General features: G+C 71.5%; 20 protein-coding genes, 1 tRNA gene and 1 pseudogene. 10 read left to right on the top strand and 12 right to left on the bottom strand.

Going from position 1 to position 22,851, the window contains the following annotated elements:
- Positions 1-36: 36 nt before the first annotated feature.
- Complete coding sequence (locus BMY61_RS36250; RefSeq protein WP_042457889.1) at positions 37-1,890, top strand: condensation domain-containing protein; 1,854 nt, start codon at positions 37-39, stop codon at positions 1,888-1,890.
- The gene (locus BMY61_RS36245; RefSeq protein ID WP_082015563.1) at positions 1,887-3,509 is read left to right on the top strand and encodes an amino acid adenylation domain-containing protein; all 1,623 of its coding nucleotides are present in this window, start codon (positions 1,887-1,889) and stop codon (positions 3,507-3,509) included. Before BMY61_RS36250 ends, BMY61_RS36245 begins: the two co-directional genes overlap by 4 nt.
- 45 nt (positions 3,510-3,554) lie before the next feature.
- Here BMY61_RS36245 and BMY61_RS47230 read toward each other — a convergent pair whose 3' ends face one another.
- Both BMY61_RS47230 and BMY61_RS36235 read right to left on the bottom strand, forming a co-directional pair.
- Positions 3,555-4,133, bottom strand: coding sequence for a helix-turn-helix transcriptional regulator (locus BMY61_RS47230; protein WP_052439405.1), 579 nt, complete (start codon positions 4,131-4,133; stop codon positions 3,555-3,557).
- 299 nt (positions 4,134-4,432) lie between these two features.
- Positions 4,433-5,428 (bottom strand): helix-turn-helix transcriptional regulator, encoded by a 996-nt coding sequence (locus BMY61_RS36235; protein ID WP_042457885.1) that lies wholly within the window; start codon positions 5,426-5,428, stop codon positions 4,433-4,435.
- 178 nt (positions 5,429-5,606) lie between these two features.
- Here BMY61_RS36235 and BMY61_RS36230 point away from each other — a divergent pair, with 178 nt between their 5' ends.
- Both BMY61_RS36230 and BMY61_RS46725 read left to right on the top strand, forming a co-directional pair.
- A complete protein-coding gene (locus BMY61_RS36230; protein WP_042457882.1) occupies positions 5,607-5,912 on the top strand; it encodes a hypothetical protein in 306 nt (101 codons plus the stop codon).
- Positions 5,913-6,125: 213 nt separating this feature from the next.
- Complete coding sequence (locus BMY61_RS46725; RefSeq protein ID WP_161791344.1) at positions 6,126-6,296, top strand: hypothetical protein; 171 nt, start codon at positions 6,126-6,128, stop codon at positions 6,294-6,296.
- Positions 6,297-6,456: 160 nt separating this feature from the next.
- Here the strand turns inward: BMY61_RS46725 and BMY61_RS36225 are convergent.
- Positions 6,457-6,530, bottom strand: a tRNA-Thr gene (locus BMY61_RS36225).
- Between the two features lie 251 nt (positions 6,531-6,781).
- Between BMY61_RS36225 and BMY61_RS36220 the strand changes: the two genes are divergently transcribed.
- From BMY61_RS36220 to BMY61_RS36210, 3 genes are all read left to right on the top strand, one after another.
- On the top strand, positions 6,782-7,882 hold the full coding sequence (locus BMY61_RS36220) for an ABC transporter ATP-binding protein (protein WP_042457879.1): 1,101 nt from the start codon (positions 6,782-6,784) through the stop codon (positions 7,880-7,882).
- 175 nt (positions 7,883-8,057) lie between these two features.
- Positions 8,058-8,486, top strand: coding sequence for a hypothetical protein (locus BMY61_RS36215; protein WP_042457876.1), 429 nt, complete (start codon positions 8,058-8,060; stop codon positions 8,484-8,486).
- 69 nt (positions 8,487-8,555) lie between these two features.
- Positions 8,556-9,353, top strand: coding sequence for a nucleotidyltransferase family protein (locus BMY61_RS36210; RefSeq protein WP_042457873.1), 798 nt, complete (start codon positions 8,556-8,558; stop codon positions 9,351-9,353).
- Between the two features lie 139 nt (positions 9,354-9,492).
- Here the strand turns inward: BMY61_RS36210 and BMY61_RS36205 are convergent, their stop codons facing one another.
- The 6 genes from BMY61_RS36205 to BMY61_RS36180 all read right to left on the bottom strand — a co-directional run bounded on the left by BMY61_RS36205 (position 9,493) and on the right by BMY61_RS36180 (position 15,817).
- Positions 9,493-10,926, bottom strand: a complete 1,434-nt coding sequence (locus BMY61_RS36205) for a DoxX family protein (RefSeq protein WP_052439404.1) — start codon at positions 10,924-10,926, stop codon at positions 9,493-9,495.
- 310 nt (positions 10,927-11,236) lie between these two features.
- Complete coding sequence (gene rlmB, locus BMY61_RS36200) at positions 11,237-12,217, bottom strand: 23S rRNA (guanosine(2251)-2'-O)-methyltransferase RlmB (protein WP_042457870.1); 981 nt, start codon at positions 12,215-12,217, stop codon at positions 11,237-11,239.
- 51 nt (positions 12,218-12,268) lie between these two features.
- Positions 12,269-13,663 (bottom strand): cysteine--tRNA ligase, encoded by a 1,395-nt coding sequence (gene cysS / locus BMY61_RS36195; protein WP_042457867.1) that lies wholly within the window; start codon positions 13,661-13,663, stop codon positions 12,269-12,271.
- A 155-nt stretch (positions 13,664-13,818) separates the two neighbouring features.
- Positions 13,819-14,319: a 2-C-methyl-D-erythritol 2,4-cyclodiphosphate synthase gene (gene ispF / locus BMY61_RS36190; RefSeq protein ID WP_042457863.1), complete on the bottom strand. Its 501-nt coding sequence runs from the start codon at positions 14,317-14,319 to the stop codon at positions 13,819-13,821.
- On the bottom strand, positions 14,309-15,073 hold the full coding sequence (gene ispD, locus BMY61_RS36185; protein WP_042457860.1) for a 2-C-methyl-D-erythritol 4-phosphate cytidylyltransferase: 765 nt from the start codon (positions 15,071-15,073) through the stop codon (positions 14,309-14,311). Before ispD ends, ispF begins: the two co-directional genes overlap by 11 nt.
- A gap of 261 nt (positions 15,074-15,334) precedes the next feature.
- Complete coding sequence (locus BMY61_RS36180; RefSeq protein WP_030255707.1) at positions 15,335-15,817, bottom strand: CarD family transcriptional regulator; 483 nt, start codon at positions 15,815-15,817, stop codon at positions 15,335-15,337.
- A gap of 372 nt (positions 15,818-16,189) precedes the next feature.
- On the opposite strand from BMY61_RS36180, the gene BMY61_RS36175 reads away from it, so the two are divergent.
- Positions 16,190-16,831 carry a hypothetical protein gene (locus tag BMY61_RS36175; protein WP_052439403.1) on the top strand — a complete coding sequence of 214 codons (642 nt, stop codon included), beginning with the start codon at positions 16,190-16,192 and terminating at the stop codon, positions 16,829-16,831.
- Positions 16,832-16,923: 92 nt separating this feature from the next.
- Here the strand turns inward: BMY61_RS36175 and phoP are convergent, their stop codons facing one another.
- On the bottom strand, positions 16,924-17,601 hold the full coding sequence (gene phoP / locus BMY61_RS36170; protein ID WP_481557188.1) for a two-component system response regulator PhoP: 678 nt from the start codon (positions 17,599-17,601) through the stop codon (positions 16,924-16,926).
- A gap of 335 nt (positions 17,602-17,936) precedes the next feature.
- A pseudogene (gene phoR / locus BMY61_RS36165) lies at positions 17,937-19,139 on the bottom strand (two-component system sensor histidine kinase PhoR); the annotation flags it as partial.
- A 180-nt stretch (positions 19,140-19,319) separates the two neighbouring features.
- Here phoR and phoU point away from each other — a divergent pair.
- Positions 19,320-19,997 (top strand): phosphate signaling complex protein PhoU, encoded by a 678-nt coding sequence (phoU, locus tag BMY61_RS36160; protein WP_042457853.1) that lies wholly within the window; start codon positions 19,320-19,322, stop codon positions 19,995-19,997.
- Between the two features lie 647 nt (positions 19,998-20,644).
- Here the strand turns inward: phoU and BMY61_RS36155 are convergent.
- Positions 20,645-21,403, bottom strand: a complete 759-nt coding sequence (locus tag BMY61_RS36155; RefSeq protein WP_042457851.1) for a phosphoglyceromutase — start codon at positions 21,401-21,403, stop codon at positions 20,645-20,647.
- A gap of 105 nt (positions 21,404-21,508) precedes the next feature.
- On the opposite strand from BMY61_RS36155, the gene BMY61_RS36150 reads away from it, so the two are divergent.
- A complete protein-coding gene (locus BMY61_RS36150) occupies positions 21,509-22,846 on the top strand; it encodes an MDR family MFS transporter (protein ID WP_042457848.1) in 1,338 nt (445 codons plus the stop codon).
- Positions 22,847-22,851 lie beyond the last annotated feature (5 nt).

The following is a 22,851-nucleotide window of genomic DNA, read 5'->3' as shown; positions in this document are numbered from 1 at the left end:
GGGGACTGAGGAAGCAACGGAGAGGAGGACGGCGGCATGTCCGACGTGACGCGCACGACCGACGTCTGCCACCCGGCAGCGGAGGACTACGAGGACCTGGTGGTCGCGGTCTTCGCCGACGTGCTCGGCGAGGACGAGGCCGACCTGACACCCGACATCCCGTTCACGCAGCTCGGAGGCTCCTCACTCGACGCGTCCCTGGTCTGCGCCCGGCTTGCCGCACGGCTGGGCCATGACGTGCCGGTCTCCGGCATGGCGCACCGGCAGACCGCGGCGGCGCTCGCCGCCTGGCTGCGTGAGCTCGACCGGGAGACGAAGGCGGAGGCGGAGGCGGCGTCGGGGTCGGCGTCGGGGCTGGGGCCGGGTTCGGGGTCCGCGGAGTCCGACCCGACAGCGGCCGGCACGGCGGCCGGCACGGCGGCCGGCACGGCGGCCGCACCTCCCACCTCCCCGGCCCTGGACCTGGCTCCCGAGCCGTGCGCCTTCCTGATGCGTCAGCTGACCGATCCGGCCGACCGCTCGGCGTACTGCCTCATGCTCTGGGACATCGACGGCTGGGACATCGACGGCCGGGACATCGACGGCCGGGACGTCGAGGGGCGGTGGGACCAGGACGCGTTCGACGCCGCATTGGGCGACGTGCACGCCCGGCACCAGGCGTTGAACAGCGTCTACCGGCTCGACGAGGAACCGGTCGCCCTGCCGGGTCGGGCCCCTGCGCCACGGACGGTGGCGCTCGGCGACCTGCCGACTGCCGACGCCGCCAGGGCGGCGGTCCGCGCGGAACTCTCACAGGCTCTGGACCTGGAGACCGGCCCGGTGTGGCGCGTCGCGGTCGCCGGGATCCCCGGCGGCGGGCGAGTCCTGGGGCTGGTCGTCCACCACATCGCCTTCGACGGCTGGTCGGAGGCGGTGTTGGCGGACGACCTCTCCCAGGCCTACCGTGCACGCCTCGAAGACCGCGCTCTCGACGACCGCGCCCTGCCGGGCCTGGCCGAACAGTGGTCGGCCAGGCGGAGACGGGCGCAGCGCGCGGTCGACCAGGGACAACTGGACAGGCGGGCCGCGGCCCTCGCGGGGACGCCGAACCTGCCGTGGTCGTCGGCCGCCGCGCCGCAGTCCCGTACCCCGCAGCCCCGCGCCCCACAGTCACCTCCTGGACCCGTACGGCAGGAACACCGGTTGTCAGCAGCCGACTTGGCAGCAGTTGACGGGCTGGCGTCCACGTACGGCGTCACCCGGTTCGCGGTGCTGCTCGCGGTCTACGGCGCGGCCCTGACCGAGGCCACCGGAGTGGGCGAGTTCGGGGTGGGCGTACCGGTCGCCGGGCGGTCGGACCCGCTCACCCGGAACAGCGTCGGCTGCTTCGTCGGCACGGTCTGTGTCCGGCTGGGCGCCCGGCCGGTCGACGGCACGCTGCCGGCGGAGGCCGTGCTCGCCGTGGCCGAGGCCGCGGCCGACGCCTTCGCCGCACAGGACGTGCCGCTGGCCGAGCTGGTCCGCGTGGTCAACCCCGATCGGCGGCCGGGCCGTTCCCCGCTCTTCCAGAACATCTTCGCGCTGCAGGACACCTCCGCCCCGGTACTGCGGCTCCCGGGCGCGAAGGCTCGGCATCTGCGCCAGCCCTACCCCGGCCTCCCGGTCGAGCTGCTGACCGAGGTCCGACCCCACGACGACCAGGGCGGAGCGGTCCTGACGGTCAATCACCGACCGGGCAGCGTCCCCGAGGACGTGCCGACCGCCCTGGCACGCGCCTTCCTGCGGATCGTCGGTTCTCTTCACGCCGCCGACCTTCCCCCCGACCCGCCCGCCCTGCCTGACCCGCCCGCACCGCCTGCCCTGCCTCTCTCGCGCGTCTCACCTGTCCCACCGGTCCAGGAGCCCGCATGAACCCGCCCGCCGTGACCGTCGACCGCCACCGGTCCGCCGAGCCCGTCGAGGTTCCGGCCGTCGGCTCGCTCTGGGAGCTCTTCGAGTCGAGCCGAGCCGCCCACGGCTCCCGCACCGCCGTCACCGGCCCGGAGGGCGACCTCAGCTACGACCTGCTGCACGCCCGGGCCGAGCGGCTCGCCGCGCACCTGACCGCCCGGGGCGTGGGCAAGGGAAGCCTCGTCGGCCTGTTGCTGCCACGCTCGGTCGACATCCCGGTGGCGATCCTCGCCGTGCTGAGGACGGGGGCCGCCTACGTCCCGCTGGATCCCGACTATCCGCCCGACCGGCTGGCCTATCTGGCCGAGGACTCCGGCGTCCGGCTCGTGGTCGGCGACCCGGAGCTGGTGCGCCGGTGCGGCCTGGACACGGTCGAGGTCTGCGACCCGTGGCGGCTGCCACCGGACGGGTCCGGGTCGGAGGCGCCCGATCCCGCGCCGCATGCTCCACGCCCCGACGACCCTGCCTACGTCATCTACACCTCGGGCTCGACCGGCGACCCCAAGGGCTGCGTGATCACCCATGGCAACGTCCTCGCCCTGCTGCGGCACACCCTGCCGCTGCTCGACATCGGCCCCGCCGACCGGTGGACGCTCTTCCACTCCTACAACTTCGACTTCTCGGTGTGGGAGCTCTGGGGGCCCCTGGCGACCGGTGGCACGGCGGTCGTGGTGCCGGGCGAGCAGGCGCGCTCCCCGCACGGACTGCTCGACCTGGTGCTCAGCGAGCGGGTCACCGTGCTCAACCAGGTTCCCTCGGTCTTCCGCTACCTCCAGGCGTGCCTTGCGGAGACCGACCCGGTGGCACTGCCGCTGCGCTACGTCATCTTCGGCGGTGAGAGCGTCGACCTCGACGTCGTCCGGGACTTCCTCGCCGCAAGGCCGGCGCCCGGCCCGGTCATGGTGAACATGTACGGCATCACCGAGATCACCGTGCACGCGACGTTCAAGGAGCTGCCGCCGGAGGCCCTGGCCGGTGCGGTCCGCTCACCGATCGGCCGGCCCCTGCCGCATCTGGCCATCGCGCTGCTCGGCGAGGACGGCTCGCCGGTACCGGACGGCGAGACGGGCGAGATGTGGGTGCTCGGCGACGGAGTCGCTCAGGGTTACCTGGGCCGCGAGGAGTTGACGTCCCAGCGTTTCCGGACGCTGCCGACCCCCTCCGGCCCGCGACGCGGCTACCGCACCGGGGACCTGGCCCGACGCCTGCCCGACGGCGAGCTGGAGTATCTCGGGCGCAACGACGAGCAGGTCAAGCTGCGCGGCTTCCGCATCGAACTCGGCGAGATCGAGACCGCGCTGCGCGCACACCCCTCGGTCCGGGACGCGGCGGCGGTGGTCGTCACCAACCGCAAGGGCAGGCAGTCGCTGGTCGCCTGCTGCGTGCCCGCAGCCGTCTCGAACGGGACGGAACTCCAGGAGGAACTGGCCCTCCACCTGGCCCGGACGCTGCCCGGCTACATGGTGCCGGACCGTTTCGTCCTCGTGGCCGCCCTCCCCCTCACCCCGTCCGGCAAGCTCGACCGTCACGGCGTCCGCGAAGCAGCGGCCCTGCGACCCCGGCGCGATCCGCCGACATAGGCGCGATCCGCCGACATGGGCGCGATCAGCCGGAACAGGCCGGGATCACCAGCCCGAGACCAGGGCCACCCGGGCGAGCTCGGCCTTGTTGCCGACGCCGAGCTTCCCCTTCACCCGCTTCACGTAGGTGTTGACGGTGTGCGGGCTGATCCCGAGCCGACGGGCCGTCTGGTCGTGGGTGTAGCCCTCGGCGATGAGACGGAGCACCTGCCGCTCCCGGTCGGACAAGGCCGTGTCCGACCGGGAGTTGTCCGCCACCAGCCGCAGCGGAACACCGGACGCGGGAGAGCGGTCCGGCTCCGCCTGCGCTGCGGCCTGGACCGCGGTGGCGAGTTGCGCAGGGGTGAATCTCTCGGACAGGCACCCGTCGAAGCCGCGGGCCGCGAGCTCGGCCGGCGTCGGCGGATCCGTCGGCGTCATCAGCAGCACCTGCGTGGCGTTGACGCCGGGCCGGTGCCGGCCGTCGGGCTGGTCGGTGATCAGAACGTCCAGATCCCGTGCGGGCCTGGTCCGGGACACCTGCTCGGAGAGGATGTGCACATCCAGCTCCGGCACGGAGCTGAGGGCGGTGCGTACCGCCCAGGCGGTGAACTGCCGGTCGTAGATCAGTCCGATCAGGTACACGGGAACCTCGCAGCTTGCGGTTTCGATGCAGGGTCGGCATCGCGGTTCCGACCGCGGGCCGGTAGGCCCGCTGGGAATCGTGTGACAGTGCCGTGGTCTCGCGCGGGACCCGAACCGACGGGCCGCTGGCACCTTCCACTATGACCGCCGCTCGCGGGGACGAGAACGGGTCTCGGTGGCCTGATCCGTCCATCGCATATTCCGTCCAGCTGCGACGATCGAGCGGCCCGGGCGAGCCGGGCGGTCCGCGCAGGCGAGCCGCGCGGACCGCACCGGACCCCGTGCGCAGGCTCGCGGTGTCACGGGTGGGGCGGAAGCCAGCCCTTCTGCACCGCACGGACACCGGCCTGGAAGCGGCTCCGGGCGTTCAGGCGCTCCATCAGGTCCCCGGCGATGCGTCGAGCCGTGCGCGGGGACACCCCGAGCCGCTTGGCGATCAACTCATCGGTGTGACCGTCGGCGAGCAGTTGCAGCGCTCCCGCCTCCTGCGGCGTCAGGCCCTGGCCGTCGCGCGTCGAGGGCTCGCCGATCGGCCTGGACCCGGCCCACATGCTCTCGAAGAGCGCGCACAGCGCGGTCAGCGTGCCCTGTCCGGTGAGCACCATGGCCCCGGCGGAGGAGTCCTCGCTGTCGACCGGGATGACCGCGGTGGACCGGTCCACGATGATCAACCGCGTCGGCAGGGACGGCACGGTACGGACCTCCGCGCCGTGCTCGACGAGCCAGACGGCGTGGGCGACGGTCGCCGGGCTGTTGCGCACGCTGTCGAGGTAGAGCGTCCTCATGGTCACGCCCCGGTCGAGCAGCTCACGGTTGAGCGGCTGGGAGGCCTTCATGTTCTCCTCGGTCTGGGCGCCGCCGGGGGCGAAGGCCAGGACCTCGGTCCGCACATCACGGGTGAGCGCGACCAACCGGTCACGGATCTGGTCCAGCCCGCCCAGGTACTCGACCCAGGGGTGCGCGCCGGACGGACTCCGCTCGGCGTACTGCGCGATGAGCTGCGCCGCGGCGGCCCGCGACGCTTCGATGCGCTGCTGGTGGGCCGCGAGCTCCGCCTGCTGTCGGGCCAGCAGCACTTCCATGCCGACCTCGGGAGAGACGGCACACAGTTCGTGGTCACGGTCGTAGGAGGGCCGCACCAGCGCCAGTTCGCTGAGCGTGTGCAGGGCCTCCTCGATCTGCTCCTTCGACAGGCCCAGCCGTGCCCCCAGCCTGGCCACACCATCGTCGGGATGGGCCAACATGGCCCGATACACCTGCTCAGCCGTCGTGCTCAGCCCCAGAAGAGTCAGCACGTCATCACCCCCGTGGTACGCATGTGCGAGTTTTTGACCGCTCTCGATCATCTCAAAGGCTGGACATGCCGAACCAGGGGCCCAGCGGATTCTTAACGAGGACGGTTCCGGCCACGGCAAGAACCGTCCCGCTTGGTCACCTGGTGCTCCAGATGACCGTGTTGGGACAGTTGGCGCCATGTATCTCGTGCACGTGCGCTTGGGAGAACCCGGACACGCACCCCTGCCCGACGACGCGGCAGCGCTCGTCCGCTCCTGCGCACGACCGGCCGACGGGCTCGAGTTCGTCGTGGCACATCCGGCCGCAATGCCGGACCCCGTGCTGGGGCTGTTCCTGATCGCCGACTCCCTGGCAGACGCCGAGGCACGCGCGTTCCGCATCTGCCGCCTGGCCCTGGAGCGATACGCACCGTTGTCCACGTGGGCGCTCGTGGAGGCCCAGGTTCCCCTGCTCACCCCGTTCTTCGAACAACTGCTGGACTAGGAGCCGCCGTTGCTGGACGGAACCGTCCACTGCATGTTCCGTCCAACGGAACCCTCTTTCGGCAGGTCAAGAGCGGTCGCCAGAGTAGGGCGAGCCGAAGGGACCGCCCCACAGGGACGTCACCGGAGGCGATCCGGCCCCCACCTCGCCAGCGAACCCCGGGGCCGGAACAGGCCCTCTTCAACGCCACCGCTCGTGAGAAGGACTGACCACGTGAAGCGCACCTTCCTGCCCCGCCTCACCGTCGCCGTCGCCCTCGGCCTCGGCCTGGCCCTCGGCCCCGCATCCCTCAGCCCGAGCGCCCCCGCCACCGGCGCCCACGCCGTCGCGGATGCGGTCCCGGCCGGCGCACCGACCTCGCCGAACGACATGGGCTGGCAGTAAGCGCCGACCCCCGGGGCACCCGCTCGGCGCGCTTCGTCACTCCCGCCCAGCCGCGGATCTCGCCGGCTGCGGCGTCGCCACAGCCTTCGCCCCACGAACGCGGCCCCGGACCGTGATCGGTCCGGGGCCTTCGCGTTGCGTTCCGGCTGGTGAGCCGCAGAGCCCCCTGTCGGGTTCGAACCGACGACCCCCGCTTTACAAGAGCGGTGCTCTGGCCAGCTGAGCTAAGGAGGCGCGGGTTGCAGTGTACCGGGCGGGCGGAGTGGTTGGCTGGTGGATTTCGTGCCACGGGAGGGCTGACAAGCACACCATCGGACAGGTAACGTCACCCGAAGTTCACTTCGCTTGTGGACTAGACCTCATCGTGGACCGTGTCGCTCCGGCGGGCTGGCGCGGGGTACGGGAGGGCGACAAGTTCATACGGACACCCCCCTTTACATCGGATCGTCCGGCACGTTCCTGCCGGTGAAGGAGAGCAGAACACCATGCCTACGGTGACTTTCGACAAGGCCACCCGTCTGTACCCCGGCAGCGAGAAGCCCGCGGTCGACGCGCTGGACCTGGAGATCGCGGACGGCGAGTTCCTCGTCCTGGTCGGCCCCTCCGGCTGTGGCAAGTCCACCAGCCTGCGGATGCTGGCCGGCCTGGAGGACGTGAACGGCGGAGCCATCCGCATCGGTGACCGTGACGTCACCCACCTTCCGCCCAAGGACCGGAACATCGCCATGGTGTTCCAGAACTACGCGCTGTACCCCCACATGACCGTCGCCGAGAACATGGGCTTCGCCCTGAAGATCGCCGGCGTCAACAAGGCCGAGATCCGCACCAAGGTCGAAGAGGCCGCGAAGATCCTCGACCTGACCCAGTACCTGGACCGCAAGCCGAAGGCGCTCTCCGGCGGTCAGCGCCAGCGTGTCGCCATGGGTCGTGCGATCGTGCGCGAGCCGCAGGTCTTCCTCATGGACGAGCCGCTGTCCAACCTGGACGCCAAGCTGCGCGTGCAGACCCGCACCCAGATCGCCTCGCTCCAGCGCCGCCTGGGCATCACGACCGTCTACGTCACCCACGACCAGGTCGAGGCCATGACCATGGGCGACCGCGTGGCGGTGCTCAAGGACGGTCTGCTGCAGCAGGTCGACAGCCCGCGCAACATGTACGACAAGCCCGCCAACCTGTTCGTGGCCGGCTTCATCGGCTCGCCGGCGATGAACCTCATCGAGGTGCCGCTGGTCGACGGCGGTGTGCAGTTCGGCGGCACCGTGGTGCCGGTCTCCCGGGAGGCGGTGGCCGAGGCGTCCGCCAACGGCGACACCACGCTGACCGTGGGCGTCCGCCCCGAGCACCTGGACCTGGCGGGCAACGGCGACTCCGAAGCCGGCCTGGCCGTGACCGTGAACGTCGTCGAGGAGCTCGGCGCCGACGGTTACGTCTACGGCACCGCGAAGGTCGGCGGCGAGGACAAGGACCTGGTCGTCCGCGTCGGTGGCCGCGCCGTGCCGGCCCGCGGCGAGGTGCTGCACGTGGTGCCGCGCCAGGGCGAGCTGCACCTGTTCTCCACCAAGACCGGTGCCCGCCTGAGCGACTGAGCGATCGAGCCCGAAGCCTCACGGCGGTCCGCTGACCAGGACCACTCGAAAGGCTGTGGAAGCCGCCCGATTCGTCCGGGCGGCTTCCGGCTTTTCGGGAGAATTCCGACACCAGGCTCACTCGTTGGAGTGACGCAATGTCGCTGAATCATCACCCCTCGCTAGCATCGCCGCTGTGAAGCAGCTAGTTCGCCGCATCGGCCGATCTCTCGCCTTCTTGCTGCCGCTCGTCCTCGTGACGACCGGCACCCTCGCCGTCGCCAAGGTCTCCTGGGCTCCGCCGGCCACCGCCGACGTGCAGTCGCTGACGGCCGCGTCCGACGCGCAGGCCCCGGCGCAGCCCGCCACCACGACCCCCAAGGATGCCCTCCAGGCGCGCCTGCTGCGGGAGTTGGCGGTGAAGAGCCCCGCAGTCGCCCTGAACGACCTGGAGCGCACGATGGACCGTGAACCGTCGCTGCGGGAGTACTGCTCCTCGCTGGCGCGCGAGCTCGGCCAGGCCGCCGTGCGCAAGTACCACGGGGACGTGCACAAGGCGCTGACCTACGCGCGCCCCGTCTGCGACGCCTCGTTCGCCGCGGGTTCCCTCAGCCCGGCGAATTGATGCACTGGATCAGGTGACCATCGCGTGACGGCAGGCCTCACCCACACCTTTCCCTACTAGGGTGAGGCCATGACCGCAGAGCACCTCATCCCCTCCGCCGGAGGGTCGCCGCTGGCCAAGCCGACGGTGACGCAGGCCGTGATCCTCGCCGGCGGCCAGGGATCCCGCCTCCGCCCCTACACGGACGACCGTCCCAAGCCGATGATCGAGATCCCCGGCACCGGCGTTCCGATCATCGGGCACCAGCTGCAGTGGCTGGCCGAGGAGGGCGTCACCGACGTCGTCATCTCCTGCGGATACCTCGCGGACGTGCTGCAGGACTGGCTGAAGATCGCCGACCTGCCGCTGAACGTCACCACGGTCGTGGAGACCGAGCCCCTCGGCCGCGGCGGCGGCCTGAAGTTCGCGGCGTCCTCCCTGCCGCGCCAGAACGAGCCCTGGTACGCCACCAACGGCGACATCTGGACCCGTTTCTCCCTGCGCGACATGTCCGGCTTCCACGCCGCCCGTGACGCCCACGCGACGCTCGCCCTGGCCCGTCCGCGTCTGCCCTGGGGCACCGTGGACGTCGACCAGTTCGGCAACATCCTCGACTTCATCGAGTCCCCGCCGTCGCCGTACCTCATCAACGCGGGCGTGTACGTCTTCTCCGCCCAGTTCGCCTCCATGCTGCCGGACCTGGGCGACCACGAGCGCTCCACGTTCCCGCGCCTGGCCCGCGAGCGCCGCCTCTCCGGCTACGAGCTGCCGCAGGGCGTCTACTGGCGCGCCATCGACACCGCGAAGGACCTCAACGAGGCCGCCAAGGAGCTCGCCTCGGTCCGTGCCGCCGCCGAGGCCGACGCTGTGGGCGCGCGCAAGGCCTGACGCAGCTGACCGCGCCCGGCCCCCGCAGAGGGCGTACGGACGCCGCACAGAGGCCGTAAAGAGGCCCTACAGCGACAGAAACGCAGTGACCCCCGGCCGAACGGCCGGGGGTCACTGCGTTTCTGTCGCTCGCTACGGGTCAGCCGCCCCCGCCCAGCAGGCCGCCGATCACGCCGCTGCCGCCCGTCGGGGTCGGCGCCGGCGCCGGGTTGTGGGAGCGGGTCGGCGTGGTGCCGGACCCGCTGCCCGTGGTGCCGCCGCCGGTGCCCGTCGAGCCGCTGTGGCCCGTGCCGGTGCCGCGGTGGTGCTTGCCCGAGGCGGAGGCCGACGGCGACGGCTTGGCCGCCGTCGCGGACGCACCGCCGGTCCTCGGCGTCGTCGCCACCGGAACCGGCACCTCGCCCGTCGGCCAGGCGCCGACCGGCAGGATCTGCGTCGGCGTCGCGGACGGCTGCTGCTCGGCCGGCACCGTGGTGGTCTGCGTGACGTGCGAGGCGCGCACCGCTGCTCCCAGCGCGGAGCCGAGCAGCAGCGTCACCCCCACCACGACGGTGGTCAGCACCACGCCGCGCCGCATCACCCGACGGCGCAGCTGCGTGACGCGGGCCTGCTCGCCGAGCCGGCTCCAGGCCTCCAGGTGCAGCCAGCCGTCCAGGGAGAACATCGGCGCACCGGCCAGGAGCAGCGGGCTCCAGGCGGCCAGGTAGATGATCTCCGGCGTGTCGTAGACCGGGACGGTCCGCCAACTCACCGTCACCAGCAGCGCGAAGGAGAGCGTCATCGCCACGGCCGCGGTGAACCGCTGCCACAGGCCGAGGATGGCCAGCACGCCGACGTTGATCTGGACGAACGCCACCGCCAGCCCGGCGCCCACCGGGTGGGCCAGCGCGAGCGCCATCAGCGGCTGCGCGACGCTCCAGGGGTGCAGCGACTCCATCCAGTGCATCATCGAGCCGCGCGCCCCGCCGTCGAAGAAGACCGGATCGCACAGCTTGCTGAAGCCCGCATAGATCGAGAACAGGCCGAGGAAGACGCGCAGCGGGAGCAGGACCAGACCGAGGTCGACCCGCTTGTTCGACTGCCAGGTCTGGTGCTGGGACGCGCCCACGCCCTCGCTGCTCTCGGGCAGCGGGGCCCGCCGCATGGCCGGCTCGAAGACCTGGACATCGTCCAACTCGTCGGCGTAGGCGTCGATTTCGCTGCGGCTGAGCGGCTGCGTCGTCTCCAGCTCCTCCGCGCGTCGGCCAGGGGCCTGCGGTGGGACGCCGAGGATGCCCGGCTGCACGCCCGGCGTGACGCCGGGGACCACCAGGTCCAGCTGTCCGGTCCAGGTGATCGGCGTCACCCGCCCGCGGCGCCGCGGCATCGTCGCGACCCCGCGCACGCCGCCGACCGCACCCACGGAACCGACGCTGCCGGCGCCGACCAGCATGGACTCACGTCTGCCCATGTCGGCGCCGAACAGGCCCGCGTCGATGAGCGACCCTGCGGGCGGGGTGAACCGGACTCGGAAGCTCGCGGTGGTGGTGTTGAGCCGCGACGGGTCCGACGGCACCTTGACCATGTTGAGCATGGGCTCGCCGCCGTCTATCCCACCGGCGTTCGCCGCCGCGGGACGAGGACGGGTACGTGTTCTGGTGTCCACATCTCACTAACCGGCCGAGGGCCCGGAAGGACACTCCCGGTTGACAGCCGACCGGGCGAGCCGTATTACGAACCACTCGGATGCACACACCAGGGGCGCGGGGAACGGCGCGAGAGACCACCCGTGCGGATGGCCCTGTCACGGGAGGCCCATCCGGCTCGAGTGGCTTGTCGCGCAGTTCCCCGCGCCCCTGAGGTCGCTGCAACGGCAGGCAGCGCCCACTACTTGCTACTTCTTGCTACTTCTTGGCGCGAAGCCTCGCCGCCTCGTAGAGGACGATGCCCGCCGCCACACCGGCGTTGAGGGACTCGGCCTGGCCCGGCATCGGGATACGCGCGGTCAGGTCGCAGGTCTCGGAGACCAGACGGGAGAGCCCCTTGCCCTCGGAGCCCATGACGACCACCACCGGGCCGGTCAGCGCGTCCAGGTCGACCAGGTCGTGCTCGCCGTCCGCGGCGAGGCCGACGACGAAGAGGCCGGCCTTCTTGTAGGACTCGAGCGCACGCGTCAGGTTGCTCGCGCGGGCGACCGGCACGCGGGCGGCCGCGCCCGAGGAGGTCTTCCAGGCGCCGGCCGTCATGCCGGCGCTGCGGCGCTCGGGGACGACGACGCCGTGGCCGTCGAACGCGGCGACCGAGCGGACGACCGCGCCGAGGTTGCGCGAGTCGGTGATCCCGTCCAGCGCGACGATCAGCGGGGCGTCCTTGTTGACGGCGGCACCGGCCAGCAGGTCGTCCGGGTGGGCGTACTCGTACGGCGGGACCTGGAGGATCACGCCCTGGTGGTTGTGGCCCTCGGCCAGGTTGTCCAGCTGCTGGCGCGGGGCCTCCATCAGCGGGACGCCGCGCTCGGTGGCCAGCGAGAGCGCGTCACGGACGCGGTCGTCGTTGTCGATGAACTGCTGGACGTAGAGCGCGGACGCGGGGACGTCGCCCTGCAGCGCCTCCAACACCGAGTTGCGGCCGTAGACCAGCTCCGCGCCGGACTTGCCGGTGCGGCCGTGCACGCCGCCGCGGCGCGCGCCCCGCGCCTTGGCGTCGGCGGCGCGCTTGGCCGCGGCGTTCGCGGCGCGCTGCTTCGGGTGGCCCTTGCGCGCCTCACCGGGCGGCGTCGGGCCCTTGCCCTCGAGCGCCCGACGGCTGTGGCCACCCGTGCCGACCGACGCGCCCTTCTTCGATCCGGGGTTGCGACGGTTCCTGCGCTGGCTGTTGCCGGCCATGGGTGCTGTCCTGCTTCCTGCTGATACTGCTACTACGGGCTTAAGTAAAGGTCACTTGTTGAGGGTCCAGCGCGAGCCGTCCGCGCGGTCCTCGATGGTGAGCCCGGCCTGGGCGAGCCGGTCCCTGATGGCGTCGGAGGTCGCCCAGTCCTTGCGCTCGCGCGCGGCCTGACGCTGCTCCAGTACCAGCCGGACCAGCGAGTCCACCACGCCGTGGAGGTCCTCGCCGGAGCCGGGGCCGGCCCAGAACGGGTCGAGCGGGTCCATGCCCAGCACACCGAGCATCGCACGGACCTCGGAGGCGCGCGCGACCGCGCTCTCCTTGTCGTCGGCGGCGAGCGCGGCGTTGCCCTGCCGGACGGCGGTGTGGACGATCGCCATGGCGCCGGGGACGCCGAAGTCCTCGTCCATCGCCTCGGCGAAGGCCGGCGGGACGTCGCCGGCCGGCTCGACGGTGCCGTGCTGCTCGACCACGCGCTGCAGGAAGGACTCGATGCGGTTGAAGCCGGTCTCGGCCTCGCGCAGCGCGTCCTCGCTGTACTCGATGGTGGAGCGGTAGTGCGGCGTGCCGAGGTAGTAGCGCAGCACGATGGGCCGCCAGGTGACGGTCATCTCGGAGACCAGCACCGAGTTGCCGAGCGACTTGCTCATCTTCTCGCCGCTGAGGGTCACCCAGGCGTTGTGCAGCCAGTAGGTGGCGAAGTCGTCACCGAAGGCCTTGGACTGGGCGATCTCGTTCTCGTGGTGCGGGAAGATCAGGTCCCGGCCGCCGCCGTGGATGTCGAAGCGCTCGCCCAGGTACTTGTGCGCCATGGCGGAGCACTCCAGGTGCCAGCCGGGACGCCCGTGGCCCCACGGGGTGGGCCAGCTGGGCTCGCCGGGCTTGGCGGCCTTCCACATGGCGAAGTCGCGCGGGTCCCGCTTGCCGGTCTCCCCCTCGCTCTCGGGCTGGCGCAGGTTGTCCAACTCCTGGTGCGACAGCGCGAGGTACTCGGGGTAGGAGGTGACGGAGAAGTAGACGTTGCCCTCGGTCGTGGCGTAGGCGTGGCCGCGCTCGATGAGCGCCTGCATCATCTCGATCATCTCGGTGACGTGCCCGGTCGCGCGCGGCTCGCCGGTCGGCGGGAGGCAGCCGAGCGCGGTGTAGCCGTCGTTGAAGGCCCGCTCGTTGGCATAGCCGATCTGCCACCAGGGCAGGCCGAACTCACGCGACTTGGCGATGATCTTGTCATCGATGTCGGTGACGTTCCGGACGAAGGTGACGTCGTAGCCGCGGTGGGCGAACCACCGGCGCATGATGTCGAAGTTCAGGCCGGAGCGGATGTGACCGATGTGCGGCGCGGCCTGGACGGTCGCTCCGCACAGGTAGATCGACACGCAGCCCGGCGTGCTCGGGACGAAGTCGCGGACCTGGCCGGAGGCGGTGTCGTGCAGGCGAATGCTCACCCCACCAGGGTAGTGGGCGGCGGGCACTGCACTGCTCCCATCGGGTGAGGGGCCACACGGCTTTATTGCCGTTGTTGCACTGCCGTCAGCTTCGCGGGTGACGCTCGGGTGGCGGACGCCGAGGTGAGGCCGGGGTGACGGCAGTGCGGGGAGGTTCAGTAGACGAGGGCGGTGGCGACGGCGGTGAGGCCCTCCTCGCGGCCGGGGAAGCCGAGGCCGTCGGTGGTCGCGCCGGAGACGGAGACCGGCGCGCCGACCGTGGCGGTCAGCAGCTCCTGCGCCTCGGCGCGCCGCTTGCCGATCTTCGGGAACGGGCCGACGACCTGAACCGCGACGTTGCCGATCTCGAATCCGGCCTCGCGGACGATGCGGGCCGCCTCGGCGAGCAGCTTCACGCCGGGGGCACCGGCCCACTCGGGGCGGTCGGTGCCGAAGTGGGCGCCGAGGTCGCCGAGCCCGGCGGCGGAGAAGAGGGCGTTGCAGGCGGCGTGGGCGACGACGTCGGCGTCGGAGTGGCCTTCGAGCCCGACCTCGTGGCCCTCCCAGCGCAGTCCGGCGACCCAGAGCTCTCGGCCGGCGGCGAAGGCGTGGGTGTCCACGCCGATGCCGGTGCGCGGCAGGCGGTAGGCGGGGGTGGGGGAGCTCTCAGTACTCATCGCGGGACCTCCGGCGGGCCAGGACGGCCTCGGCGAGGACGAGGTCCAGCGGGCGGGTGACCTTGAAGGCCTCCTCGTGGCCGGGCACGACCACGACCCGGCCGCCGAAGCGCTCGACGAGCCCGGCGTCGTCGGTCGCGTCGACGCCCTCCTCGACCGCCTTGGCGTGGACGCGGTCCAGGACGTCGCGGCGGAAGCCCTGCGGGGTCTGCACGGCGCGCAGCGTGGCGCGGTCGGGCGTGGCGATCACCGGCTCGGGCAGGCCGGGGGCCTGGGCCGGGGTGACCTGCTTGACCGTGTCGGCGAGCGGGACGGCGGGGACGACGGCCTCGGCGCCGTCCGCGACGGTGCGGGCGACGGCGTCGACCACGTCGACGGGGACGAGCGGGCGGGCGGCGTCGTGGACGAGCACAACGTCCACGTCGGCCGGGAGCGCGGCGAGTCCGGCCCGGACCGACTCCTGACGAGTGTCACCGCCGGGCACGACGACGAGAGCAGCGCTCTCGCGTTCACCGATCGCGTCCGCGAGCAGTGCTCTCACTTCGGCGACGCCGTCCTTGGGCGCCACCACGACCACCGTGCCGACGGCGCGCGAACGCGCCAGCACCCGGACGGCGTGGACGAGGATGGGCACCCCGCCGAGCTCGCGCAACGCCTTCGGGGCACCGGGCCCCAGTCGCTCACCGCGGCCCGCTGCGGGCACCACTGCTGCGGCGTTCAGGTTTGGTCCCTTCGGGGATGTGGGTACGGTCAAGGCGTGCCGGGCTCAGCGCCCTTCCGTGAAGCGCAACTTGACGCTTGCGCCCGGTACGGCAGGCACGGCTCGGCGCGGGCACGGCTCGACTTCGACCGTGCCGGTGCTCCGTGTGAGCCTTGTTCGTGTTCGCCTTGTTCCTTGTTCCGCGTACGCCTCAGCGCCCGGCGACGACCGCCAGGCGCTGGGACGAACGAGAAAGAGAAAGATGGGCACACCTCTGTGCGCGGGCAGGGCGCACCGCGGCGTGCCGACCGCGTACTACGAGGCAAGCACCTCGTCGAGCAGCGTCTCCGCCTTGTCCTCGTTGGTGTTCTCCGCGAGCGCGAGCTCGCTCACCAGGATCTGGCGCGCCTTGGCGAGCATCCGCTTCTCACCTGCGGACAGCCCGCGCTCGCGCTCGCGACGCCAAAGGTCGCGCACAACCTCGGCGACCTTGATAACGTCACCCGAAGCGAGCTTCTCCAGGTTCGCCTTGTAGCGGCGGGACCAGTTGGTCGGCTCTTCGGTGTACGGTGCTCGCAGCACCTCGAAGACCCGGTCCAGACCGTCCTGGCCGACCACGTCGCGCACGCCTACGAACTCTGCGTTCTCTGCGGGCACGCGCAGCGTCAGGTCGCCCTGCTGCACCTTGAGCACCAGATAGGTCTTGTCCACACCCTTGATCTGGCGAATTTCGATGGCCTCGATCAGCGCGGCCCCGTGATGGGGGTAGACCACGGTGTCGCCAACCTTGAACGTCATGTGACAGGTACCCCTTCCGTGGCTTTCCAGAGTAACACGCTCCGGGCCGTATCAGAAGGGCGTTTCCGCAGGTCAGAGCTGGTTCGCAGGCTTGACAACCGCCCCGGTTCCGTGCTGCGACCCCTGTTCGAGAACCCCTTCTCGCAGGTCGGAGCGGTTGTCCACGAACCTCGGCAGGCACCTCCGGCTTGCAATGATCTTGCACTCCGGGCGTTATCGAACCGTGATCTGATCTTCGTCCGGGTGGGTTCAGGGGTAGGTCCGGCCGCGCTCGTCGGCGCGACACGGGCTACCCCGTGTGGAGCGGATAAACGCCCTCGGTAATCTGAACCCGGACCAGAACCTTCAAACCGTTCAAGGAGCACCCTCCCCGTGAGCCGCAGTCTTCGTCGCGGCGCGGTCGCCGCCGTCATCGCCGTCGCGATCGCCCCCGTCCTCGCCGCCTGCTCTGCGGGGTCCAGCGCGGCGACCCTCGAAGTCAAGCCGAACGCCGCCGCCACCTCCATCAGCGTGGCGGGGGGCCAGCTCAAGCTGAACGGCGTCGCGATCGTCACCGACGCCCAGGGCAACGCCCCGGCCAGCGTCATCGCGAGCATCTCCAACAACGAGACGCAGCCCGAGAACCTCGTCTCCGTCACGGTCGGCACCACGGCCGCCACCCTGACCGGCACCACGGCGATCCCGACCGGCGCCGCGCTGAGCCTCGGCACCCCGGGCCCCAACGCGACCCTGGCCACCGTGCAGACGCTGGACCAGCCGGCCGGCGCGACCATCCCGGTCACCTTCGTCTTCGCCAACGGCGGCTCGGTCACCCTGATCGCGCAGATCCAGACCGGCACCGCCGAGTACGCGCCGTACGCCCCGGCCACGCCGACGCCGACCCCGACGACGCTGCCGAGCATCCTGCCGACCGGCACCGCCCTCCCGAACGCGTCCGGCTCCGCCGCCGCGCACGAGACCAAGAAGCCCGGCGAGACCAAGAAGCCGACGCCGTCCTCCAGCGCCACGCACTGACGCCCTCCGCGCCTTCCGGCGCGAGCGCGAAGAGGCCGGGGCGGCACCGCACAAGCGGTGCCGCCCCGGCCTCTTTCGGGTGGTCCTGCCGATCAGGGCTCGAACTTGTAGCCCAGGCCACGGACGGTGACCAGGTAGCGCGGCGCGCCCGGGTCCGGCTCGATCTTCGCGCGCAGGCGCTTGACGTGGACGTCGAGCGTCTTGGTGTCGCCGACGTAGTCCGCGCCCCAGACCCGGTCGATGAGCTGCATGCGGGTGAGCACCCGGCCCGCATTGCGCAGCAGCATCTCCAGCAGGTCGAACTCCTTGAGCGGCAGGTCGACCTTGGCGCCGTCGACGGTGACCACGTGGCGGTCGACGTCCATACGGACCGGGCCGGCCTCCAGCGCGCCGGGACCGCCGGTGGTCTCCTCGGTCTCGCCGCGGCGGCGGAGCACCGCGCGGATGCGGGCGACGAGCTCGCGGGTGGAGTAGGGCTTGGTGACGTAGTCGTCCGCCCCTATCTCCAGGCCGACGACCTTGTCGATCTCGCTGTCCTTGGCGGTGACCATGATCACCGGGACGGAGGACTTGGCGCGCAGCTGGCGGCAGACCTCGGTGCCGGGCAGGCCGGGCAGCATCAGGTCGAGCAGCACCAGGTCGGCGCCGTTGCGCTCGAATTGGTCCAGCGCGTCGGGGCCGGTGGCGGCTATGGCCACCTCGAAGCCCTCCTTGCGCAGCATGTAGGAGAGGGCGTCGCTGAAGGACTCCTCGTCCTCGACGACAAGCACACGGGTCACGGCATGGCCTCCGGGGCGGCAGGGGTGGTGGTGGGAGCAGTGGGGTGGGTGTGGGCGGCGGGGTCGGCGGGCAGGACGCCGGCCGGGCCGTCGACGGTCACGGCGGCCACCTCGGTGGCGGCGACCGGACGGGCGGGGTCTGCGGGGCCTGGGATCTCGACGGACTCGGGGGATCCGGCGGCATCGTCGTCGGTGTCCGTGGTGTCCGTGGTGTCGGCGGCGTCCGCGCCCCCGGCTTCGTGGCCGTCGTGGGCGTGGGCACCGTGGGAACCGGGGCCACCGGCGTCGGGGGCGTAGACCTCGACGTCGTACGCCTCGGGGTCGTAGGCCTCGTCGTAGATCTCGGGGTCGTCGTAGCCGACGCCGGCCGTCCGCTCGCTGTTCTTCGCGGCAGGCAGGCGCAGGGTGAACGTCGACCCCTGGCCCTCGACGCTCCACACCGCCACGCTGCCGCCGTGGGAGGCGGCGACGTGCTTGACGATGGAGAGGCCGAGGCCGGTGCCGCCGGTGGCGCGGGACCGGGCCGGGTCGACCCGGTAGAAGCGCTCGAAGATCCGGTCGCGGTCCTTCTCGGAGATGCCCACGCCCTGGTCGGTGACGGATATCTCCACCAGGTCCTGCTTGGCTCCGGGCACCTTGCGGGCGGCGATGGCCACCCGGGTGCGGGCGGGGCTGTAGTTGACGGCGTTCTCGACCAGGTTGCCCAGGGCCGCGGCCAGCTGGCCGCGGTTGCCGTAGAGCTGCAGGCCGGCGATGCCACCGGCGGCCATGGTGATCTGCTTGGCCGCGGCCTGGTGACGGCACCGGTCCATCGCCTCGGCGACCAGCTCGTCGATCGGCACCATCTCGGCGTCGACCAGCCGCACGTCGTCCTGGACCCGGGAGAGTTCGATGATCTCCTGGACCAGGTTGGTCAGCCGGGCGGACTCGATCAGCATGCGTCCGGCGAAGCGGCGCACCGCCTCCGGGTCGTCGCTGGCGTCCTGGACCGCCTCGGAGAGCAGCGAGAGCGCGCCGACGGGGGTCTTCAGCTCGTGCGAGACGTTGGCGACGAAGTCCCGTCGCACCGCCTCGATCCGGCGGGCCTCGGTCAGGTCCTCGACCAGCACCAGCACCAGCCGTGAGCCCAGCGGCGCGACGCGGACCGAGACCGCGAGCAGTTCGCCGCCGCCGGAAGCGCGTCTGGGAATGTCGAGGTCGGCCTGACGTATCTCGCCGTCACGGCGGGTCAGCCGGCCCATGGCGAGGATCGCGTCGACGGCGATCGCCCCACCGCGCACCAGCCCGAGGGCGTAGGCGGCGGAGCTCGCCTTGATCACCTGATCGCTCTCGTCCAGCACCACGGCACAGGAGCGCAGCACCGAGAGCACGGTGTCCACGCCGGGCGGTAGAGCCGGCTCCTCCTGCTGGTCGGCGCGCTTGGCGGGCCTGTTCTCCTTCTCGCTCCAGCGGAAGGCGAGCGCGGCGGTAAGGCCGACTCCGAGCCCGACGAGCGCGCTCACGGAGGCGGCGGCCACGTTCACATCCATGCCTCTCAGCGTAAGCGCACGCTGGTGACCTGCCGTAACCCTCGGAGAATGCGCTCAGCCGGAGGATGCCGAGAATTCACCTTCACGACCCCGGTGGTTCACTCCTGCTGAGCGTCAGGGTCGTCCGGGCAACGCACAGTAGGCTGCGAACACCCGTCCAGGAGGGATTGAGAGCCAAGCATGCGCGACGCCTACCACGAGGAACTCGACTCGATCAGCGACGGCCTGGTGGAGCTGGCCCGCCTGGCCGGCTCCGCGATGGGCCGCGCGACCACGGCGCTGCTCGACGCCGACCTGGAGCTGGCTGAGTCGGTCATCGCCGCGGACGAGAAGCTGGACCAGCTGCACCACGACCTGGAGAACCGCGCCATCGCCCTGCTGGCCCGCCAGCAGCCGGTCGCCACCGACCTGCGCATCGTCGTGACCTCCCTGCGGATGAGCGCGGACCTGGAGCGCAGCGGCGACCTGGCCCGCCACGTCGCCAAGCTGGCCCGGCTGCGCTACCCCGAGTCGGCGGTCCCGGCCGACCTGCACCCGATCATCCTGGAGATGGGTCAGCTCGCGCAGCGCCTGATCGCCAAGGCCGGCCAGGTCATCGCGACCAAGGACGTGGACGCGGCGCTGGAGCTGGAGCGCGACGACGACCGGATGGACGAGCTGCACAAGCAGCTCTTCGCCCACCTGCTGGACGACCGCTGGCACCACGGCGTGGAGACCGCGGTCGACGTCACGCTGTGCGGTCGTTACTACGAGCGCTTCGCGGACCACGCGGTCTCGGTGGCCAAGCGTGTGGTCTTCCTGGTGACCGGCGAGCACGCGGACGACTTCGTCCCCGAGGCCGGAGCCGGCCAGGAGTAGTCCGTTCGCAGGGGCGCTCAAACGGGCGTACGGGTGATCCCGTACGCCCGTTGCCCTTCCCGGGCCCGGGGCCTTCACTGGGAGACAGGCGGGCACGCCCAATGACGCGGGCCCGGCAAGGTACGAGGAGGACCTGTCTCCATGTCCCCACTGTCGATGTCGAAGACTCCGACTCCCCCGTCCCCCACCCCACCGCCGTCGAGCGAACCCACCCGCCTGCCCCTCCTGGCCGCATGCGGCTGCGGCTCGGGCTGCGGCTGCGGCTGCCAGTCCGGCGGCACCTGCCAGTGCGGCGGCGGCTGCTGCTCGCACTGACGACGTGAGCCACCAGCGCTGACGCACCAGCACCGACACGACGCCGCGGGGCCCGGTCACCCCGCGGCGTCGCCGTGTCTCACGCGCTCGTGCAGCAGACATCCCGGTTCCGGCGCGCCGGAGCGGTGAGCTGCTGCCGATGGGCAAGCTGCCCTTCGACCAGTTCGACCGCTCGCTCTCTGCTGATCACGCCTTCGATGATTCAGCACCGCGGCAAGCGGTTTTTCCGGCCCGGAGGACGCGGGACGGAACGGCCCACAGGCGGCCCAGGACAGGAGAAAGCCCTCTACCCGCGCTTTTTGCGCAGGTAGAGGGCTTGATCGTGCAGTGGGTTACTTCTTGCCCTGGTTCTTGACCGCCTCGATCGCGGCTGCGGCGGCATCCGGGTCGAGGTAGCGGCCACCCTTGGTGAGGGGCTTGAAGTCGGCGTCGAGCTCGTAGACGAGCGGGATGCCGGTGGGGATGTTGAGACCGGCGATGGCCTCGTCGGAGATGTCGTCCAGGTGCTTGACCAGCGCGCGCAGCGAGTTGCCGTGGGCGGTGACCAGGACCGTGCGGCCGGCCGCCAGGTCCGGGACGATCGCGTCGTACCAGTACGGCAGCATGCGCTGGACGACGTCCTTGAGGCACTCGGTCTGCGGGCGGATGTCGCCCGGCAGCTCGGCGTAGCGGACGTCGTGGGCCTGCGAGTACTCGGCGTCGTCGGCGAGCGCGGGCGGCGGGGTGTCGTAGGAGCGGCGCCACAGCATGAACTGCTCCTCGCCGAACTCGGCGAGGGTCTGGGCCTTGTCCTTGCCCTGGAGCGCACCGTAGTGGCGCTCGTTCAGGCGCCAGCTGCGGTGGACCGGGATCCAGTGCCGGTCCGCGCGGTCCAGCGCGATCTGCGCGGTGCGGATCGCGCGGCGCAGCAGGGACGTGTGCAGCACGTCGGGAAGCAGGCCCTCGGCGGCGAGCAGTTCGCCGCCGCGTACGGCCTCCTTCTCGCCCTTCTCGTTCAGGTCGACGTCGACCCAGCCGGTGAAGAGGTTCTTCTCGTTCCACTGGCTCTCGCCGTGACGGAGCAGCACAAGACGGTAGGGAGCATCAGCCATGGCCACGAGCCTAGTCCAGGTCGTAATCCGCTGGCGCCGCCGTCTCAAGGGCGAGTAATGTCCCACTCGCTGTTCTGACACTTACCTGTCGAGGTCGGAGCCCCCATGGCCACCCCTGTCCCCACCCGCCTCCCCCGCCTGCGCACCGCTGTCCGGGAGTCCGTCGGCGGTCTGCCCCGTACGTTCTGGTGGTTGTGGACCAGCACGCTGGTCAACCGCCTGGGCAGTTTCGTCGTCACCTTCCTCACCCTCTACCTGACCGCCACCCGCGGCTTCTCCCCCGCGGTCGCGGGTCTGGTGGTCTCCGCGTACGGGCTCGGCGGGGTCTTCGGGGCCATCGGCGGCGGGGTGCTGGCGGACCGGCTGGGCCGACGGCCGACACTGCTGGCCGCGCAGTCGCTCGCGGCGCTGGCCACCGTGGTGCTCGGCTACACCACCCAGCCGGTGCTGATCGGGCTCGTCGCCGGCCTGCTCGGCCTGACCGGCAACGCCGCCCGACCCGCGATCTCCGCGATCATGGCCGACCTGGTGCCCGGGCCCGACCGGGTCCGGGCGTTCTCACTCAACTACTGGGCGATCAACATCGGCTTCGCCGTCTCCGCGTCGGTGGCCGGGGCGCTCGCCGCGCACGGCTTCCTGATCCTCTTCTACGGAGACGCCATCACCACGCTGCTCTGTGCGGTCGTCGTCTTCCTCCGCATCCCGGAGACCCGGCCGTCCGCGCCGTCAGCACCGACCGCGTCGTCCGCGTCGTCGGCAGGGGCGGCCCCGGCGGGCGGCGAGGTGCCGCGGATCGGGCTCGTCACGGTCTTCCGCGACGGGCCGTTCATCTCCCTCGTCGGCCTGACGTTCCTGCTGGCGATGGTCATCGGCCTCGGCCAGGTGGCCCTCCCCGTCGTCATGGGCCGCCAGGGCTACTCCGCGAGCCAGTTCGGCCTGGTCGTGGCCGTCAACGGCGTCCTGATCGTGTTCGCCCAGATCCCGGCCACCCGCATGATCAAGCGACGCGGACGCACCGGGGTCCTGGTCACCGCCTCGCTGCTGTTCGGCCTCGGCATGGCGCTGTGCGGCTGGGCCGACAGCATGTCCTTCTACGCGGTGACCGTCGTGGTGTGGACCCTGGGCGAGATCATCTGGACCCCCGTCAACCAGGCGCTGGTCGCCGAGCTCTCCCCCGTCCACGGCCGTGGCCGCTACCAGGGCGTCTTCTCCCTGGCCTGGCAGACGTCGTCCTTCCTGGCGCCGCTGGCCTCCGGTGTGATGCTCGCCGCGTGGGGCGCCGGGTCGGTCTGGTTCACCTGCGCCGTCCTGGGCCTGGTCGCCGCGGTCGGCTACGTCGGCCTGATGCGCGGCCGCTCGGGTCGTCACCTCGCCGCCGCGCAGGCCGCCGCGATCGGCTCGGTGGCGGGCAAATCGGATGCCACCGCTCCTGCGGCCTCCTAGAGTGC

Origin of the sequence: Streptacidiphilus jiangxiensis, assembly GCF_900109465.1 — a bacterium.
GTDB classification, from domain to species: domain Bacteria; phylum Actinomycetota; class Actinomycetes; order Streptomycetales; family Streptomycetaceae; genus Streptacidiphilus; species Streptacidiphilus jiangxiensis.
This window is presented reverse-complemented; position numbering and strand designations above follow the sequence as displayed.